Here is a 17,979-nt window from a genome sequence, read left to right as displayed (position 1 = left end):
AGTGATTTCTGGCGATCGACCTAATCTTAGTCGATCGCACGCACCTCGGTTCAAGCTCAAAATATACACAACTTAATATATACGGTGACTCTGCCGGATTTCGATCTGACCGATCGCATTCCGCTACCTTTGTGAGATTATGAAAAGAATATGAAAATCATTTAACCGTAAAACAAATGACTCATTCGGAGAACAAACCCAGCCTTCCAGAGGTTCACCGCAGCATTCCCGTTCCCAACAGCAAAGGTTTCTGGCGTAAAATGCTGGCCTACGCAGGGCCTGGATATTTGGTTTCAGTCGGTTACATGGACCCCGGAAACTGGGCGACTGATTTAGCGGGGGGAGCACAGTTTGGCTATGCGCTATTAAGTGTGATTTTGCTATCTAATTTGATGGCAATTTTGCTGCAATCACTGTGCGTGCGTTTAGGAGTGTCAACGGGACGAGATTTGGCACAAGCTTGTCGAGATTATTTCAGTCCGCGAGTCAATTTTGTGCTGTGGATACTTTGTGAAATTGCTATTTCGGCTTGCGATTTAGCTGAACTTGTTGGTAGTGCGATCGGACTGCAATTGCTATTTGGCATACCCTTAGTTTGGGGAGTGTGCATCACTGCGCTAGATGTGATGATGGTGTTATTTTTACAAGGTAAAGGCTTTCGTTATATCGAAGCTTTGGTAATTACGATTATAACAATTATTGGCTGTTGTTTTATTGCCGAAATAATTTTTGCCAAACCCGATGCCGGAGGAGTTTTACTCGGTTATGTTCCCAAGCTAGAGATTTTGCAAAATCAGGGAATGCTTTATATTGCGGTTGGTATTTTAGGGGCAACTGTGATGCCGCACAATCTCTACCTGCATTCATCGATCGTGCAAACTCGTGCTTGGCAAGAAACTGCTGATAAAAAATGGGAAGCAATTAAATTTGGCACAATTGATTCTACGGTAGCGCTGTCAATAGCTTTGTTTATTAATTCAGCTATTCTGATTTTGTCTGCTGCCAGCTTTCACTTTTCCGGCTATCAAGAAGTAGCAGAAATTCAAGATGCTTATAAACTGCTTTCTCCAGTGCTGGGTGTGGGTTCTGCTAGTGCAATTTTTGCCTTTGCTTTATTGGCTTCGGGGCAGAATTCAACCTTGACTGCAACTCTAGCAGGACAGATTGTGATGGAAGGGTTTCTAAATTTTAAACTGCGACCTTGGTTGCGGCGCTTGCTGACTCGATTGATTGCAATTGTGCCGGCTTTGATCGTAATTATCTTGTTTGGGGAAGGCAGTACAACTACTTTACTAATTTTCAGTCAAGTGATTCTCAGTTTGCAATTACCCTTTGCAGTAATTCCCTTGGTAATGTTTACCTCAAACCGCAACTTAATGGGAGAGTTTGTGAATCCATTTTGGCTGAAAGCCTTAGCTTGGTTAGTAGCTAGTATTATAGTAGGATTAAATAGTTGGCTGTTATTACAAACTCTTTTCTAGCAATCTGAAGCTAAATAAAACTACAAAAACAAAACCCGCCGGCGCGGGTTTTAACTTAAAGCTAATTGTGAATGAGTGCCAATTTGAACTATTTTTTGACAGGAACAAGTTCGTTAGCAACAACCGGACGGGCAGAAGAAGCGGTAGTTTTCAAAAGTGCGATCGCCTGCGCGTAGCAAGGATCATCCTTAGTCGCAACCAACATCGGTTTGTTAGCTAATTTCAGCTTTTGTTCGTCGGTGATTTCCACCTTAACATCGGGAGTAACGCCCTTGTGGCTGATATCCGTACCGTTGGGAGTATAGTAGTGAGCGATCGTCACCGCCAATCCCGAACCGTCAGCCAAAGAATGCACCGACTGCACCAAAGCTTTGCCAAAAGTTTGGCCGCCCATCACAGTTGCGCGCTTGTTATCCTTCAGAGCACCGGCCAAAATCTCGCTGGCGCTGGCCGAGTTATCGTCCACGAGCACCACCAAAGGCTTGTCAGTGAGCGCAGTGCGATTTGCCTTCATTTCCTGAGAATCGCCCGCGCGATCGACTGTGCGGACGATCGCCCCTGTATCCATCCACATCCGAGCGATATCAATACTCACTCGCAGCAACCCGCCAGGATTCCCCCGTAAATCCAACACAAAAGCGTCTGCTTTCTGATCCGAGAGCTTTTTAATCGCTGCCTGCATTTGTTCGCCCGCGTGGGAGCTAAACTCTTGCAAACGGATGTAACCCACATTCTGACCACCTTCATTCTTGAGGCTGTAGCGAACCGCTGCTACCTCAATTCTCGCCCTAGTCAGAGTGATGTCAAATTCACTTTTGCCCTCACGAGCAATCCGCAGCGTGACTTTCGTCCCTTCGTCGCCCCGAATTATCTGAGCCGCATCCGAGACAGTCATGCCTTTGGTAGTTTTGCCGTCAATCACCAAAATCGTATCGCCCGCTAGAATCCCTGCCTTCAGGGCCGGGGAATTTTCCATCGGCTCGACTACGGTAATCGCTTTGGTTTTCTCGTTTTCTTCCAGCCTCATCCCCACCCCTGTCAGTTCCCCAGAGGTTTGATTTGTCAGCGCTTCGTACTGCTTCGGGTCCATGAAGCGGGTGTAGGGGTCGTTTAATTTCTCTAGGGCTTTGCGGAGGGCGGTGTAGGCAGCTTCGCGAGAGGTATAATTTTTGCTCAGCAGTTCTTGGCGGGTTACTTGCCAGTCAGTCTTGTTAAAGCTGCCATCAACATAGTCTCGGTTCACAATTTGCCAAGCTTCATCTAAGACAGCTTTGGGGCTATCTTGAAGCTCAGCGCGGACTGATTGGCTCAGGCCGGGAACGAGTAAAGATATCGAAGCGGTTGTTGCCATCGCCCCACTGAACAGGGCTGCCTGTAATTTAGAAAAGCGTCTGCGGGCTTGATTCATTGAATTTGGCTCAATTCGATTTTAGATTTTTGATTTGAGATTTTATATTGCTAAAAAATCTCACACTACTACTTAAACTATTGTGTGGAGGCTCCACCATCCCTTTGGACAGTTTAACGAGATTCATAGTCGATCGCCAACCAATTCTTACTCTCTTTCAATAAACTTAATTTAAAACTTGGATTTATAAAGTGCCGTGGAAGCTAAAATCGAACAATTTTCGCGTAAGTGGTTGAGCCTGCTCGTTAATGGAGCTATCGGTCTAGCAGCGCTGGCGGGGGTCGTCGCCATGCAGTCTAGCCGGGAGTTGGGCGGAATGTCCCCAGTTGGCGTTCAGGGGCAAAAGCCGCTCTCTGCAATGTCTGCTGCCAGTTTCAAGCAAGCCGCACAGCAAGAAGCGCAGCAAGAAGCCCTGCGGCTGAAAATGCTCAAAACTATCCCTAGTTTTGGGTTTGACAATTTAATTGCAGATTGGACATTTCTCAAATTTTTGCAGTATTTTGGCGACGACGAAGCCAGAGAGGTGACGGGCTACGATCTGAGCCAAGATTATTTTGACATAGTTACGCAGCGCGACCCACGGTGGGCTGACATCTACCTGTTTCTTTCCACAGCTATTTCTTTTTACCAAGGAAAGCCTGAAACTGCTGTTAACTTTATAGAGCGTGGTACTAGGGCCCTTGCCCTTTCGCCGCAACTTCATTCCCAATCATGGATAGTGTGGCGCACTAAAGGTCTTGATGAGTTGCTGCTGTTGGGGGATATTCCCGACTCAATTCGCTCTCACGAAATGGCCGCTGATTGGGTGGAAGGAAGCCCGGAATGGTCGAAATTGGCGCCGTTGTTTCGAGCAACTGCAGAGTATTTGCGCCGAGATCCCGATAGCGTGCCGGTGCGGTTTACTGCTTGGAGCACAGTTTATGCTCAAACAACTGATAAGTTGGTGCGTCAAAGGGCGAAACAAGCTCTTGTCAAGTTGGGAGCTCAGGTGCAAAAAGATCAGGATGGAAAGGAGAGTTTTATTTTGCCGCCTCGAAAGTAGTTGACTGTTGACGGTTGACTGTTGACTGTTGACGGTAATTCCCCAATCTAAAATCTAAAATCTAAAATCTAAAATCGGCTTGAGTTAGTTCGCGCCATTCACCGGGTTTGAGGCCTTCGAGACGCAAATGCCCGATCGCACATCTGACTAGCCGCAGCGTCGGAAACCCTACTGCTGCGGTCATCCTGCGGACTTGGCGGTTGCGGCCTTCGGTGAGAGTCATTTCCAGCCAAGCTGTGGGCACGTTTTTACGAAATCTAATCGGCGGTTCGCGGGGCGGCAAAGGTGGTTCTTCTAACAATAATTGCACTTTTGCCGATCGAGTCCGATAATCTTGAATTGTGACACCTGTCTGCAAAGCGGCGATCGCACTTGCATCAGGAATTCGTTCCACTTGTACCCAGTAAGTACGGGGATGAGCGAATTTCGGGTCACTGAGGCGGTGCTGCATTTGTCCGTCATCGGTTAGCAGCAACAAACCTTCACTATCGCGATCGAGCCTTCCTACTGCATAAATGTTAGGAATAGGAATATAGTCTTTGAGAGTGCTGCGTTTAGTTTCGCTGGAGTTGTCAGTGAATTGAGTTAAAACATCATAAGGTTTGTAAAATAGAATGTAACGATAGGGCATGACAAATTAAAAAATAAAAATGTACTAATGTCAATAAATTTGTAGGGGCGGGTTTCACCAACAATAATTGCCTAAAACTCACAATCTCAAAAACCCGCCCCCACCCAACGTCAAACCACTTTCTATCTCTTTTCTCCCTCCTCTGCGCCCTCTGCGCCCTCTGCGGTTCATAAAAAAATAAATTTTGTTAACCAACGATTCAAACCTGCTCTAAAATTTTCAGCCTTTAAGAGCCTCGCAAATCTCAACTACCCAATTTTACCATGCCCGTAGCCACACACCGCGTTTGCATCGTCTTAGGAACTCGCCCGGAAGCAATTAAACTAGCCCCAGTAATTCAACAGTTCAAAAGTTCTCCAACCTTTGACACCCAAGTAATTTTAACCGGTCAGCACCGAGAAATGGTCGAGCAAGTAATGCGAATGTTCGATCTAAAAGCCGATCGGGATTTAGCAATTATGCAGCACCAGCAAACCTTGACAGATATTACTTCCCGGAGTTTGCAGGGTTTGGAAGCATTGTTTAAAGAATTACAGCCCCACATCGTCTTAGTTCAGGGCGATACAACGACAGCGTTTGCCGCTGCTTTGGCTGCATTTTACCAGAAAATACCCGTAGGTCACGTAGAAGCCGGATTGCGAACAGACGACGTGTTCAATCCTTACCCCGAAGAGGCTAACCGACGGTTGATATCTCAGCTCACACGGCTGCATTTTGCCCCGACAGCGCTGGCTGCGGAGAATTTAGGGCGATCGGGCGTTTTGGGAGAAATTCACCGTACAGGCAACACAGTAATCGATGCCTTGCTTTCTGTCGCCAAACGCGAACCAGAATGCAACATTCCCAATTTAGATTGGAGCAAATATCGCACTATCTTAGCAACTGTTCACCGTCGCGAAAATTGGGGCGAACCCTTACAAGGAATTGCTCACGCATTTCTCCAAATCTTAGATAAATTTCCCGACACAGCTTTACTGCTACCCCTGCACCGAAATCCCACTGTTAGAGAACCTTTGCAAGCTCTTTTGGGCGACCACCCACGAGTATTTTTAACTGAACCTTTAGATTACGCCGAATTAGTAGGAGCGATTCAGAGATGTCATTTAATTTTAACAGATTCCGGTGGCTTGCAAGAGGAAGCACCTAGTTTGGGCAAGCCAGTTTTAGTATTACGAGAAACCACAGAAAGACCAGAAGCAATTTCTGCCGGTACTGCTAAACTGGTTGGTACTAATTCTGATATAATTACAGCAGCCGCGGCAGAATTGCTCAGCAATTCCGAAGCATACAACGCAATGGCAATGGCAATTAATCCCTTTGGGGACGGTTTGGCAGCGTCGCGGATTTTGAAAATTGTTGAAGAGTATTTTAGTGAGAAGAAAATTGACAATTGACGGTTGACGGTTGAGAGTGAGTCGAACAACTGAAAACCCATTCTCAAGTATTTGTTGGCTGAGTCCGATCTATGGGAATCTCAATCACAAACTTCGTGCCTTCGCCCAGGGTGGAATCACACCACAGTTTTCCTCCATGCTTTTCATTCACCACCTGATAGCTAATGGATAAGCCTAATCCTGTCCCCTTGCCTACGGGTTTAGTAGTGAAGAAGGGATCGAATAGGCGCGATCGCGCTTTATAGGGAATGCCCGTACCGTTATCGGCGATCGTAATCTGCACCCACTCTTGTTTTGTTTTGGTAGTCTTAATCCAAATCCGATTCGGTTTGTCAGCAATATCCGTAAAACTACGTCCTTCATTGCTCTCTTCCAAAGCATCGATCGCATTTGATAGCAAGTTCATAAACACCTGATTAAGTTGACCTGCATAGCATTCTACCAACGGTAACTCGCCATATTGTCTGACTACTTCAATGGTTGGGCGTTCTGGCTGGGCTTGAAGGCGATGTTCTAAAATCATCAAGGTGTTATCAATGCCTTCATGGATATCGACAGCCTTGAATTCCGAGTGATCCAGACGAGAAAAGCTACGCAACGAAACCACAATGTCCCGAATGCGACCGGTGCCTATTTTCATCGACTTAAGAATCTTAGTGAGATCCTCTTGTAGGAAGTTTAGATCCACATCGTCTAGCTCATCTTGAAGTGATGGGGACGAATTGGGATAATGCTTTTGATAGGCATCTAGTAATCGCAGTAAGTCATGGATATGCTGGTTGAGGTGAGACAGGTTGCCGTAGATAAAGCTGACCGGGTTGTTAATTTCGTGGGCTATCCCTGCCACCATTTGCCCCAGGGCAGACATTTTTTCGTTATGCACCATCTGGCTCTGGGTGCGGTGCAATTCTTCAAGGGTACTCTCTAGTTGTTGCACATGTTGGTTCAGTTGCCGATCGCGAGCCCTAAGTTGCTCTGCCATACTATTAAATCCCTGAGCTAAAAGCCCCACTTCATCCTGACTGTCAACCCGAATACCACACGCTAAATTGCCTCTGGCCAATTCCTGGGTTGCCTTAGTCAGTCTTTGAATGCGATGGCTCAGAGTTTGGGTCAGACGGAAACCTCCGATCGTCACAACTGCGATCAGGACACTTCCCAATAGCCCAAAGCTAGCCACCAAAAACCACAACCGCTGTTGTGCTTGCTCCATTTCCTTGGCAGAATGCAGTACAGCAATTTTGAGAGTTGCCCCATCAAAACCTTGTAGCTTAATTGTTTTGATCAGGTATGCTTCACCAGCAATCCCGATCTTAGTGGGCAACCCGTCTGGCTGGGGAAATTGCCAAGACCGATCGCGGTTAAGTGGCAAAGTAGCAGCCGTTACCTTCTCGCCGTCAAAAGCCACCAAATGTATGGATGTGTCGCCGCGAAGCGACAGGAGCGCTTTGTCGTCCATGGCTAATCCCGCAACCAAACCAGCTAGGATCTTTTGAGATGATTTGATTGATATTAACCCAATCATGGAAGCCGGAGCCCAGTTTTCTGCCAGGATAACTCCCGGTAACTCTAGTCCGGTTCGGGCGGCACGGTTCACAGAGGCATCCTGCAATCTCGCCTGTCTTATTGTTCCCAACTGTGAAGACACTAAGACTTGACCATCAGTGTCAACTATTCTGATCAAATCCAGTTTAAAACCCGCTTGGATTGGTAATACTGTCCGCAGTAATAAAGGGCGATCGCCCTTTATTACTGCTGTGATGACATCATTATTTTCACTCACCGAACGGGCTTTCACACGGAGTGATTCTTGCCTTTGCTTTAGAGTTTCCTGTAGCATACTAGCCAGATCCACGATCTCCTTTCGCCCCATTTGTTCTAAGTTGTTTCTAGCAAAATAACCAAAACTCAAGGTTCCGACAGTCCATAGACTCAGAAATGCCAACAACAGAGGTGATAACAACTTGACGGAAACGGGTAACCGCGAGTATCTGGATTGGATGGTCACAGCTCTTAATTCTTGGCGGATTGGGTCACGGAAATAAAGCCAGACTGCTCCATCGCGTTGATTCCTGGCGGACTAGAGATATATTGAAGTAGCGCTTGGGTAGCCTCTGAAGGTTTTTTGTGCCAGACCAGGGAAATTGTCCGAACCATCGGATACTTGCCGGCTTTGACATTTTCTCGTGTTGGTTCAACCCCGTTGAGGCTGAGGCGGTTGACCGATAGTTTATTGGAAATGGCTTGAGCAAGGGAAAAGGTACCGATACTGTAAGGAGTGCTTTGAATTGCCTCGATCAATTCCCCTTCTTTCCGAAATACTACTGCTTCTAATGAATTTTTTAAATCTGCTCCTAGGTAATATTTCCGCAAGAGCCGCTTGGCAGATTCATCTTCTGGGCGATCGAGCAGCACAATTTTAGCATCGGTTCCTCCGAGTTCCTTCCAGTTGGTTATGCTGCCACTATAAATGCCTTTGAGGTCTTCAGTAGTGAGGTTTTTCACCCCTGTGACGCTGGAATGAGTAGCCACTAAAAGGGCATCGTGGGCAACATCACGAGACTCTAAAGTGCCATCATTTTCTTCTGGCTTTAATGTTCTTGATATTGCACCTAGATCGACTAATGTCTGTTTAATCCCATCAATTATATTTTCGGACTGCCCTGGTTCTAGCTGGGTAATTTTGACGTTTTTTGCGCTAGCTTCGTAGTTGGTTTGCAGCACCTTCATCAGACCCAACGTGCTGCTTGACGCCCCAACTTTAATCGAGGTTTGGGTTTGTGTTGCCGCAGTCGTGGGCGCTGTTGTCGTGGTGGCACTGCTGGTCGTCGTACTGCAACTGGGCAGCCCTAGGAGGACGATCGCACTTAAAGCTACCGTAACTAAATTCGGTTTCATTTAACAATTCCTATGCTATTAAAAAAAATGATCGGGGTACTAGAAACTCAAGTTTTTGATGATTTTATAGTGAACCTAACTCGCTCATTTTTTTAGGTTGGGATAAAAAAAAGGAGTTGATATTTCACGGTTGATTTCACCCTACTAAATCTTATGCTAAATAATTAAAATTTGCAATGAGTCATCGCAACCTTTTGTCATGCTGTTTGATAGGATTAGCGATCGCACCCTACTTATGATTTGCGATCGCAGATAATGCAGCCTGACTGATTAGCAGTTACTGTTACCGATCAATCGGGAAGCTTTTATCCTGACTACTTTATCTTAATTGCAAGTTACAGATCAGTGTTTGTTGTTGAGCTTGATAGAGCAATTTGGGATCGATCTAAAACGACGAAAATCAGAAATCATTTGATTTAGAGGGACTTAGACAAAAATTGAGGCGAAAATGGCTTCAAACCTAGATGGATTGGATCGAGACTTTCAGATCCAATAGGCATAAATCTAGTATTTACAGGAGTTTCAGGCATTGTTAAGTCATCGACCTCTTTCCTTTGCGAGTGCGAACCAGAGGTTTTAAGCTTCTAGAGGGCTCTTAAAATGTCTAAGTCCCATTAGGTTAGGTGAATTTCGGTGCTGTAACTGAGAATGTTTGCCTTGCCAGTTATATCTTTTTAAGGAGAGGGAAATTGTGGCTGAAAATTGCTGCTGCCTTTATAACCGGATAAAATAGCAAGTTTTTCCAAAGATTGCCGGCCCGTGTAATATTTCCCCCGAATTTCCCAAGTGGGATAAGCTTTAATATTAGCAGCTTTGCACAAATCCGGTTGAGCATCTTTGCCTCTGGGATCGCACTCTATGTAAGTAAGGGCGGTAAATGCTTCTTTGCCGAAAAGTTCTTGTTGCGTATGACAGTGAGGACACCAGTAAGCACCGTACATTCTAGCTTTGATTGCCTGCAAATGGGTTGCTAAAGCGATTTGAGCCGGCACGGATTCGCTGCGAATAGGTGGCGCTTCTTGTTCGGTAACAGGCTGTGCGAAAGGGGGAGGAGGTGGGAGGGTTTGTGCTAATTTTGGAGTGGATTTGTTGCTGAAACTGAACTGTGCAATTCCTCCGTCTGCTTTGGTACTGACGAAAATCCCCAAAATCATAAAAATGCCGATCGCACAACTGTTGAATTTACTTAGTCTCATCTTGGATTTCATCTTGGATTTACTAGGATTTCGCGAGCTTGATTCATAGCCTCTACAGCATTGTTTACCACAAAGATGTTAATTTGTGCTAAACCTTTAAAAAAAAGTTGACTTTCGGCGCTGTGATTTAACAATATAACTTGTTTGTTAGCTTTCAGAGCGAGGGCAATTTCCGAAGCCGTGCCCGTGCCCGTACCGCAAGCAATTATTACATCTGAAGAAAGAATGTTAATGTTATTTCTGGCGTTTCCCATATCGGTGACAATGGCAATATCTACAGCTTCAGAAATGCCGCGAGTGTCATTTCCCGGAAGGATGCCGACTGTTAAACCGTTAGCTGATTTTGCTCCTTTGTTGGCGGCATCCATGACGCCGACATTTCTGCCACCAGTTAGCAATATCCATCCTGCTTCGGCGATGAGTTGTCCGAGTTGATAGGCGTTTTCTAAGTCGGTTGATGTGGCACTTTCGCCTGGGCCCATGATGCCGATGATGATTTTTTTCATAGTTTTGGGGTGAATATGGTGTTATTAATACTTGCTAGTTTTTTTGCACGCTATCTACGAATGTATGTTATCATAAAAATAGTGGATTACTCTAAACAGTTTGTGAGCCAAATAACTTCAGGGAGTTTCCTAGTATTTTTACAATATATGCTGATTTAACATTAAGAAGTGAGAGATAACATGAGTGTCGCCCCAAACCCGGAAACAAAGCTGATGGAAAAAATTCGTAGTTTACCGCCGGATAAAATTACGGTATTAGAAGATTTTATCGATTTCCTTTTAACGCGAACTGAAGATCGTCTTCTCGTTTATACTGCTACTAAACTCTCAGAAGCAGCTTTTGCTAAAATTTGGGATAACCCAGAGGACGCGGAGTATGACGAGTTATAATTTTGGTGATGTGGTTTTAGTTCCGTTTCCTTTTACAGATCAAACTACCAATAAAAAACGTCCAGCAGTTGTTATTAGTTCTGACGTTTATAATGCAGAATATCCCGATCGCATTATTATGGGTATAACGAGTCAAGTTAGCAGTAGTCCGAAAGTCGGTGATATTATCATCACAGATTAGCGATCGGCTGGGCTTTTAAAAGCTTCTATGATTAAGCCAGTTATTACGACAATTGAGAAAAAACAGATTCTCAAAAAATTGGGAAGGCTTCAAGATAAGGGAGCTCGCTCTTTTGATTCATAAAGCTTAAAAAATAGACATTAATTTTTAACTTCCTGAAAAATTTTATAATATTCACAAATTATTTCAATAAAAATATCCCCTTCCAACCGAAAATGACTCAAAGCAGATAAATCTAAATTAGCCGGGAAATTGAAAGGATAGGACAGGGAAGATAAGAAAGTTTCAGCATTTTCTTCAAGCTTTCTGAGTTCGACTTCTCCTACCCAAAAACAGTAATTTTTATCATCGGAATTGATGGGGCGAGAAATCACTAGGTGAAGAATGCGATCGAACTCGATCGCTACATCTCCCACTTCGGGCCCAAAGGTGAAGTCTAAACGCAAGCCAAGATTTTGAGGGCGGAGTGAAACTCCTACTAAATCGGCACTTTTTAAGTCTTCTAAAAAGGTTTTGAGGTTGAGTGCGATCGCGGTTGTCATAGAATCACTTTTTCTCCGGTATTATGTGTCTTAGCCCCTGGTTCAAATTTTATTTGATTTCCATCTCGATTGTATCGACGACGGTAAGTTTTGCCATCCGTCCCGCGTATCTTTGGCCCTGTACGGACTATTTCACCATTTGGTCTAATATGAATGATACTGCCGTCTGGATGTTCAAAGGTTTGATAGCCACCTTTTGTGCTGGTTTGAAATTGGAAGCCGTAACTCTCCAGTATGGCGATCGCTTCTGATAAGATTTGCCCTGTTAAATCGGGAAGTTGTTGTGCGGCTGGATTCATTGGTTGTGAATGGGAAAGATTTTGAGCGATCGCCATGATTGAGCATAAAACCGGCGATCGCCCTTCTGAATCTGGCAGAGAAAGGGCGATCGCCCTTCTGAATTATTAGAAAGGGCGATCGATCTTTTTTAACCGCAGATGGACGCTGATTAACGCAGATGTAAGAAAGGATCTCGCTCTTTTGACGAATTATGGGCGAGATCCTTTCTGAATTATTAGAAAGGACGATCGCTATAATTCCAGATAGCGCTCCAAAATCTCTTGTGGACGAGATAGAATTCTTGATTTTCATCGAAGTGGGCGAATAGCTGCGGAATGCGATCGTGGCTACCTAACTTGTTCAGGTGTTGAGGCTCGCTTTAAAACAGGCGTTTGGCTTCTTGCAGCAAGAAGGGATCATTGGACTGGGGCTTGAATCTCTTAACCACGTGCGGGGGCTTGTCGGGTAGATATTCGTCCTGTGCTAAGTAGGTTTCGCCAAATCCACCTTTACCCAATGAGCTGATTATGTAGTAATGTCCGCCAATAGTTTTGCTAATAATAATCATTATTGTTGTGATAAGATTTTTGATAATTATCACACACTCGGATCGGATTCGCCGTACTTCTGTGAACCGTCGGGGAAGCAGCTTCATTAAAATTCAATAACTGCAATATAAGGTAATGACTACAAAATCGCTCGCAGATTACGATCGGGCTATTAAACTTAATCCCAACAATGCTAATGCCTACATCAATCGGGGTTCAGCCAAATCTGCCCTAGGGAGAAACCAAGAGGCGCTCGCAGATTACGATCGGGCTATTCAACTTAATCCCAACTATGCTGATGCCTACAAGAATCGGGGTAATCTCAAATCTACTCTTGATGACAAACAGAGTGCAATCGAAGATTACCAAAAAGCTGCTGATTTGTATAAGCAACAAGGAAAGACAAGTGATGAGCAATATGCTGTCAACCAAGTAAAAAAACTATCCGAACAGTAACGACAAACTAAGAATAATCATCCCTTCAGATGACTCACCAACTGCTGAAAAGTATCAATAAGAATCGCCCAACTCAAAGCTTCCATCGGCAGAAAAACAGCCTGAGAAGGCACACTCCCATCCGCCAACTTAAACACATCTATTCCCCCCAAAGGATATTTCGATTTGCCATTAATTCCCACCAACTTACCAGAAATATCCAATACTAATCGCCTTTAGCCAAACTAGAAAAAGCCATCAAATTAGTAGAGGACAAAATTTTCGGGTGCGAAGAAATCATCCTCCACTCACCTAGGCGGAGTCTAAAAAATCTCCCCAACAATCATCCCCGCCAATATCACAAACCCCACCCAAACATTTTGGCGAAAGATTTGACCGTAAACAAGCTTAGGAATCTCCGCTTTTCGGAGTTGACTATATTGCAAAAACCACAAAATCGCCGCCGCACAAATTGCCATCCAAAAACCAATGTGCAAGTGCAGATTAACTCCCATTGCCGTCAATAAACCGACTGTACCCACAAAGAAAAAACCCACAGCATTAGCCGCATTATCCCCGAAAAATATCGCGCTGGAATTCACGCCCAAACGCAAATCATCTTCCCGATCGCTCATTGCATAAACTGTATCAAATCCTAACGTCCATAGCACGACTGCACCCCACAGCAGCCAAGTCGCTAATTCTAATTCATTAACGGCGGCGCTCCAACTAATTAAAACTGCAAAACCCCAGGCAATTGATAACACTAATTGCGGCACTGGAAAGAATCTTTTTGCCAGCGGATAGCAGATAATTACTGGTACGGCGGCGACGCACAGCCAGAAGCTTAAAGGATTGAGATAAAAAGCGAGAATCGCCGCGCAAGCAAAGGAAATTAATGCAACTCCTATTCCAGTTTGCACGGTGAGGGTGCGGGATGCTAGCGGGCGCGATCGCGTTCTTTCTACTTCGGGATCGATATCGCGATCCCACAAGTCGTTGATGACGCATCCAGCCGCACTCGTGGCTAAGGTTCCCAACACAATCACGCCCACCAATGCTGCGGGCGGCCTACCGTCGGCTGCTAAAAAGACGGCCCAGAGGGCTGGAATCATTAAAATCAGCCTTCCTGCTGGTTTGTCCCATCTCAAAAGCCTCACGACGGTTAGCAATGTGGATTCGGGTTGGCGATCGGGCTGTGTAAGCATTTCAATTCTAGATTTGATATTTTTAACTCTAGATTTTATCAAATTTTAGGCACAATCACTTACTATCTCTGCTGCCGATAGCACTTCTGCCGAAATTTAAAACAGGTAAAAGTCTTGACCAGTCAGCAATTCCAAATTTTTGCTAATTTAATAGAATGCCTAACTGGATTCGTGAAATAATCATAAATATCTGTCAACCCCGATACTCCAATGGTTAATTCACTTCCTTCTGCGGAGTCAAATCGCATTATTGCTGCTATTGATATGGGTACTAACTCATTTCACATGGTGGTGGCGCGCATCGATCCGAAATTGCCCGCGTTTACGATTATTGCTAGAGAAAAAGATACGGTTCGGTTGGGCGATTGCGAGGTTAAGACAGGGTGCTTGAAGTCCGAGGTTATGCAAAGGGCTCTTGCCACTCTGCGCCGCTTTCAAGATATTGCTAAAACTTTTAATGCTGAACAAATTATCGCTGTGGCTACGAGTGCGGTTCGGGAAGCTCCTAACGGGCGAGATTTTCTCCAACAAGTTGCTGACGAATTAGACCTGAATGTGAGTTTAATTTCCGGTCAAGAAGAAGCGCGGAGAATTTATCTCGGCGTTCTTTCGGGTATGGAGTTTAACAATCAGTCGCAGGTGATTATTGATATTGGAGGCGGTTCTACGGAGTTGATTTTAGGAGACAGTTCAGAACCTCGCTGTCTCACCAGTACAAAAATTGGTGCTGTTCGCTTAACAGGAGAATTTGTCAAAACTGACCCGATTAGCAGGGAGGAGTTTGCTTATTTGCAAGCTTATATTCGGATTTCGCTGGAAAGACCGATCGACGAATTGCGAGCTCAATTCCATGCTGGCGAACCTTTGCGCTTGATTGGCACTGCTGGAACCATCGAAACTCTGGCCACAATTAACGCTCGCGAAAAGTTGGGAACAGTGCCGAGTCCCCTAGCCGGATATCAGTTAAGTTTAAAAGATTTGCGCGATTTAGTCAATCGCTTTCGCAAACTTTCTTATGCCGAAAGGTTGGCAATTCCGGGAATGTCGGACAAGCGGGCCGAAATTATTCTGGCAGGCGCTTTGATTTTGCAGGAAGCTATGATACTATTAGGAATTGAATCGCTGACTGTTTGCGATCGCTCTCTGAGAGAAGGCGTAATTGTTGACTGGATGCTTAGCCACGGTTTGATTGAAAACCGCTTACGCTATCAAGGTTCAATCCGCCAGCGCAGCATTCTCCACATGGCTAACAAATATCAAGTCAATTTAGAACAAAGCGAAAGAACCGCAGCATTTACCCTCAATTTTTTCGACCAAACTCAAGGAATTCTACACAACTGGGGAAGCGAAGAACGCGAGTTGCTATGGGCGGCCGCAATTCTGCACAACTGCGGTTTGTACGTCAGTCATTCAGCGCACCACAAGCATTCTTACTATTTAATTCGCAATGGTGAGTTATTGGGCTACACTGAAACAGAGATTGAAGTCATTGCCAATTTGGCCCGCTATCACCGGAAAAATCCTCCTAAAAAAAAGCACGAAAACTTTATTGTTCTTCCGAAAAAATACCGGGAACTCGTCAGTAAATTGCATCCTTTTCTGCGGTTAGCTGTGGCTTTAGATAGGCGACAAATAGGCGCAATTTCTGATTTCCAATGCCAACATCGCCCGGAAGTTAGAGAGTTTCACTTGCGCCTACAACCGCTTAATCCCGAAGACGATTGCGCTCTAGAACTGTGGAGTTTGGATTATAAAAAGCCGTGTTTTGAATATGAGTACAATCTCAAATTAGTGGCAACTTTGGAACCGACTCGGGTTCCGGTTTAAATACAAAGTGGAAACGAGAAACTGTAGGGTGCGAAGTACGCACCCTACAGTTTCAACTTAACCCCAAGTCTAGTACCAATATTTTGTTTGACTCCATACTTCTCGCGATCGCCCTAGCCGGCTTTCTGAAGGCAGGAGGGATTAATTTTAGAGAGGATAAATCAATGCGATATGACTATTTGCTGACGCTATACGAAAGATTTAAGTAGTGTCTCATATCATGTCAGGTCGAGCGATCGCGATTTTTGTAGGGGCTTCCCTCACCAACAATACCTGCCCATAGTTGACAATCTCAAAAACCCGCCCCGACCGGGATATTATGGTTAATCTATCGGACATGATATTAGCTATCATTGTAATACAACCGGATTCGATATTATCTACAAATCAGGTAGCCCAATTACTGTAAAATCCTGTTGAGTGATGAGATTAGCTGGTACGCCTTTGAGGCTAGCTAATATTTGATCTGTGTTGGCAATTTTGATAAAAGTTGTACTGTTTTCTTCAACTATGCTGAGTCGATCGACCGTTAACCCTCCCGTCAAAATTAATAAATCTTCACCTTGCGTAAAATCAGCGATTACATCGTGCCCTTCTCCCGCAGTCAAGAAAAAGTAATCGCGCCCGCTTCCCCCTTGCAGCGTATCGTTTCCGAAGTCTCCCATCAACCAGTCGTCGCCAATTCCCCCCATCAAAGTATCATCACCCTTACCGCCGTAGAGAGTATCGCTACCGTCACCCCCGCACAATTGATCGGCATCTTGATTACCAAAAATTAAATCATTGCCGCTGCCGCCGCACAAATAATCTTGTTGACTGCTAGCATCCATCGCGATATTGTCAATATCTCCGAAAATCGTATCCTTGCCGTCGCCACCGCAGATGGTGTCATTTCCCAAATCTCCAAACAGCAAATCATTGCCCGAATCGCCGCAAATTATATCGTTATCTTTGCCGCCGTGTAAGGTATCATTATCGTTGCCGCCGCTTAGAGTATCTTCGCTTTCTTGTCCGTACAAAGCGTCGTTGCCGTTATTGCCAAAAAGCAAATCTTTTCCTGTCAAGTCACCATCAGACGCATCAGAAGTTCCGCCAAATAAACTGTCATTATTTTCATCGCCAAGTAGGGTATCGTTGCCTTTGTCGCCCCAAACTACGTCATTATCTTTGCCTGCGATCGCCACATCACGATCTTTACCCGCATAAATAATGTCATTCCCAGCGTGGCCGACGAGATAGTCGTTATTTTCGTTGCCAAATATAGTGTCGCTGTCTGCATCCGCGCCAACAGTAACAGGGCTAGCAAGGCCACCGTAAATATTGTCGTTGCCGAATAAGCCATTTAGCCAGTCGCTGCCATTGAAACCGTTGATGATGTCATTAATATCGCTGCCGGTTATAGTATCTTTGCCGTCAGTACCGTTGAGGGTATTTTCAGGGATATTCGGGCCGGGAATGGAAGTGCGATCTGGTAAAGTGATTCGATCGCACATACAGTCTTCCGAAGCAGCAGGAATTAGCGCAGGTGTGGGGGTTTCGGTTGTTGGAGATGTGGTTGGGGCGATCGAATTCTGATTGGCGATCGGCGTTTCCCCCGGTTTATCCGTTGGAATTGGAGTTTCCGCAGGAATTGGCGTCGGAATTGGTGTCGGAGTTTCCGCAGGCGTCGGAGTCGGTGTGGGAATTGGAGTTTCCGCAGGCGTCGGAGTCGGTGTGGGAATTGGAGTTTCCGCAGGTGTGGGAGTCGGTGTGGGAATTGGAGTTTCCGCAGGAATTGGCGTCGGAATTGGCGTCGGTGTGGGAATTGGAGTTTCCGCAGGAATTGGCGTCGGAATTGGCGTCGGTGTGGGAATTGGAGTTTCCGCAGGAATTGGCGTCGGAGTTTCCGCAGGAGTTTCCGCAGGCGTCGGCGTCGGAATTGGCGTCGGTGTCGGAATTGGAGTTTCTGCAGGCGTCGGCGTCGGAATTGGCGTCGGAGTTGGAGTTTCCGCAGGCGTCGGAGTCGGCGTCGGA

General features: G+C 45.3%; 18 protein-coding genes. 7 read left to right on the top strand and 11 right to left on the bottom strand.

Translation table 11 applies throughout. From position 1 onward, the window contains the following. Positions 1 to 176 precede the first annotated feature (176 nt). The gene (locus QUA43_RS08260) at positions 177 to 1,481 is read left to right on the top strand and encodes an Nramp family divalent metal transporter (RefSeq protein WP_333372647.1); all 1,305 of its coding nucleotides are present in this window, start codon (positions 177 to 179) and stop codon (positions 1,479 to 1,481) included. Between the two features lie 88 nt (positions 1,482 to 1,569). Here the strand turns inward: QUA43_RS08260 and ctpB are convergent, their stop codons facing one another. Further along, positions 1,570 to 2,889: a carboxyl-terminal processing protease CtpB gene (ctpB, locus tag QUA43_RS08255; RefSeq protein ID WP_333372645.1), complete on the bottom strand. Its 1,320-nt coding sequence runs from the start codon at positions 2,887 to 2,889 to the stop codon at positions 1,570 to 1,572. Positions 2,890 to 3,085: 196 nt separating this feature from the next. Here ctpB and QUA43_RS08250 point away from each other — a divergent pair, with 196 nt between their 5' ends. Further along, complete coding sequence (locus QUA43_RS08250) at positions 3,086 to 3,931, top strand: hypothetical protein (protein ID WP_333372642.1); 846 nt, start codon at positions 3,086 to 3,088, stop codon at positions 3,929 to 3,931. 61 nt (positions 3,932 to 3,992) lie between these two features. On the opposite strand, the gene QUA43_RS08245 is transcribed toward QUA43_RS08250, so the two are convergent. After that, positions 3,993 to 4,562 carry a pseudouridine synthase gene (locus tag QUA43_RS08245; RefSeq protein ID WP_006631347.1) on the bottom strand — a complete coding sequence of 190 codons (570 nt, stop codon included), beginning with the start codon at positions 4,560 to 4,562 and terminating at the stop codon, positions 3,993 to 3,995. A gap of 263 nt (positions 4,563 to 4,825) precedes the next feature. On the opposite strand from QUA43_RS08245, the gene wecB reads away from it, so the two are divergent. Beyond that, positions 4,826 to 5,956, top strand: a complete 1,131-nt coding sequence (gene wecB, locus QUA43_RS08240) for a non-hydrolyzing UDP-N-acetylglucosamine 2-epimerase (RefSeq protein WP_333372640.1) — start codon at positions 4,826 to 4,828, stop codon at positions 5,954 to 5,956. A gap of 43 nt (positions 5,957 to 5,999) precedes the next feature. On the opposite strand, the gene QUA43_RS08235 is transcribed toward wecB, so the two are convergent. From QUA43_RS08235 to QUA43_RS08220, 4 genes are all read right to left on the bottom strand, one after another. Beyond that, a complete protein-coding gene (locus QUA43_RS08235; protein WP_333372638.1) occupies positions 6,000 to 7,796 on the bottom strand; it encodes an ATP-binding protein in 1,797 nt (598 codons plus the stop codon). A 173-nt stretch (positions 7,797 to 7,969) separates the two neighbouring features. Continuing rightward, positions 7,970 to 8,854 (bottom strand): substrate-binding domain-containing protein, encoded by an 885-nt coding sequence (locus QUA43_RS08230; protein WP_333372636.1) that lies wholly within the window; start codon positions 8,852 to 8,854, stop codon positions 7,970 to 7,972. A gap of 674 nt (positions 8,855 to 9,528) precedes the next feature. Further along, positions 9,529 to 10,050: a hypothetical protein gene (locus QUA43_RS08225; protein ID WP_333372634.1), complete on the bottom strand. Its 522-nt coding sequence runs from the start codon at positions 10,048 to 10,050 to the stop codon at positions 9,529 to 9,531. 8 nt (positions 10,051 to 10,058) lie between these two features. Continuing rightward, positions 10,059 to 10,556: a TIGR00725 family protein gene (locus QUA43_RS08220; protein WP_333372632.1), complete on the bottom strand. Its 498-nt coding sequence runs from the start codon at positions 10,554 to 10,556 to the stop codon at positions 10,059 to 10,061. Between the two features lie 180 nt (positions 10,557 to 10,736). Between QUA43_RS08220 and QUA43_RS08215 the strand changes: the two genes are divergently transcribed. Then, a complete protein-coding gene (locus QUA43_RS08215; protein WP_333372631.1) occupies positions 10,737 to 10,946 on the top strand; it encodes a toxin-antitoxin system, antitoxin component, Xre family protein in 210 nt (69 codons plus the stop codon). After that, a complete protein-coding gene (locus QUA43_RS08210) occupies positions 10,933 to 11,127 on the top strand; it encodes a type II toxin-antitoxin system PemK/MazF family toxin (protein ID WP_333372629.1) in 195 nt (64 codons plus the stop codon). Before QUA43_RS08215 ends, QUA43_RS08210 begins: the two co-directional genes overlap by 14 nt. Before the next feature lie 140 nt (positions 11,128 to 11,267). Here the strand turns inward: QUA43_RS08210 and QUA43_RS08205 are convergent, their stop codons facing one another. Both QUA43_RS08205 and QUA43_RS08200 read right to left on the bottom strand, forming a co-directional pair. Then, the gene (locus QUA43_RS08205; protein ID WP_333372627.1) at positions 11,268 to 11,669 is read right to left on the bottom strand and encodes a hypothetical protein; all 402 of its coding nucleotides are present in this window, start codon (positions 11,667 to 11,669) and stop codon (positions 11,268 to 11,270) included. Continuing rightward, positions 11,666 to 11,968, bottom strand: coding sequence for a PASTA domain-containing protein (locus QUA43_RS08200; RefSeq protein WP_333372625.1), 303 nt, complete (start codon positions 11,966 to 11,968; stop codon positions 11,666 to 11,668). The genes QUA43_RS08205 and QUA43_RS08200 overlap by 4 nt, the downstream gene beginning before the upstream one ends. 663 nt (positions 11,969 to 12,631) lie before the next feature. On the opposite strand from QUA43_RS08200, the gene QUA43_RS08195 reads away from it, so the two are divergent. Beyond that, positions 12,632 to 12,952, top strand: a complete 321-nt coding sequence (locus QUA43_RS08195; RefSeq protein WP_333372623.1) for a tetratricopeptide repeat protein — start codon at positions 12,632 to 12,634, stop codon at positions 12,950 to 12,952. Between the two features lie 17 nt (positions 12,953 to 12,969). Here QUA43_RS08195 and QUA43_RS08190 read toward each other — a convergent pair whose 3' ends face one another. Both QUA43_RS08190 and QUA43_RS08185 read right to left on the bottom strand, forming a co-directional pair. Further along, positions 12,970 to 13,155, bottom strand: a complete 186-nt coding sequence (locus QUA43_RS08190; RefSeq protein ID WP_333372621.1) for a hypothetical protein — start codon at positions 13,153 to 13,155, stop codon at positions 12,970 to 12,972. 99 nt (positions 13,156 to 13,254) lie between these two features. Beyond that, positions 13,255 to 14,139: a 4-hydroxybenzoate solanesyltransferase gene (locus tag QUA43_RS08185; RefSeq protein ID WP_333372619.1), complete on the bottom strand. Its 885-nt coding sequence runs from the start codon at positions 14,137 to 14,139 to the stop codon at positions 13,255 to 13,257. Positions 14,140 to 14,349: 210 nt separating this feature from the next. Here QUA43_RS08185 and QUA43_RS08180 point away from each other — a divergent pair, with 210 nt between their 5' ends. Continuing rightward, entirely contained in the window at positions 14,350 to 15,966 is a 1,617-nt protein-coding gene (locus QUA43_RS08180) for a Ppx/GppA phosphatase family protein (protein WP_333372617.1), read from the top strand. A 380-nt stretch (positions 15,967 to 16,346) separates the two neighbouring features. Here QUA43_RS08180 and QUA43_RS08175 read toward each other — a convergent pair. Next, positions 16,347 to 17,979: calcium-binding protein (locus QUA43_RS08175; protein ID WP_333372614.1), on the bottom strand; the 1,633-nt coding region annotated here is incomplete at its 5' end.

The sequence above is a fragment of the Microcoleus sp. N9_B4 genome (assembly GCF_036701635.1).
Classification (GTDB): Bacteria; Cyanobacteriota; Cyanobacteriia; order Cyanobacteriales; family Microcoleaceae; genus Microcoleus.
Note: the sequence above shows the minus strand (reverse complement) of the source record. Positions and strands in the feature narration are given on the sequence as shown.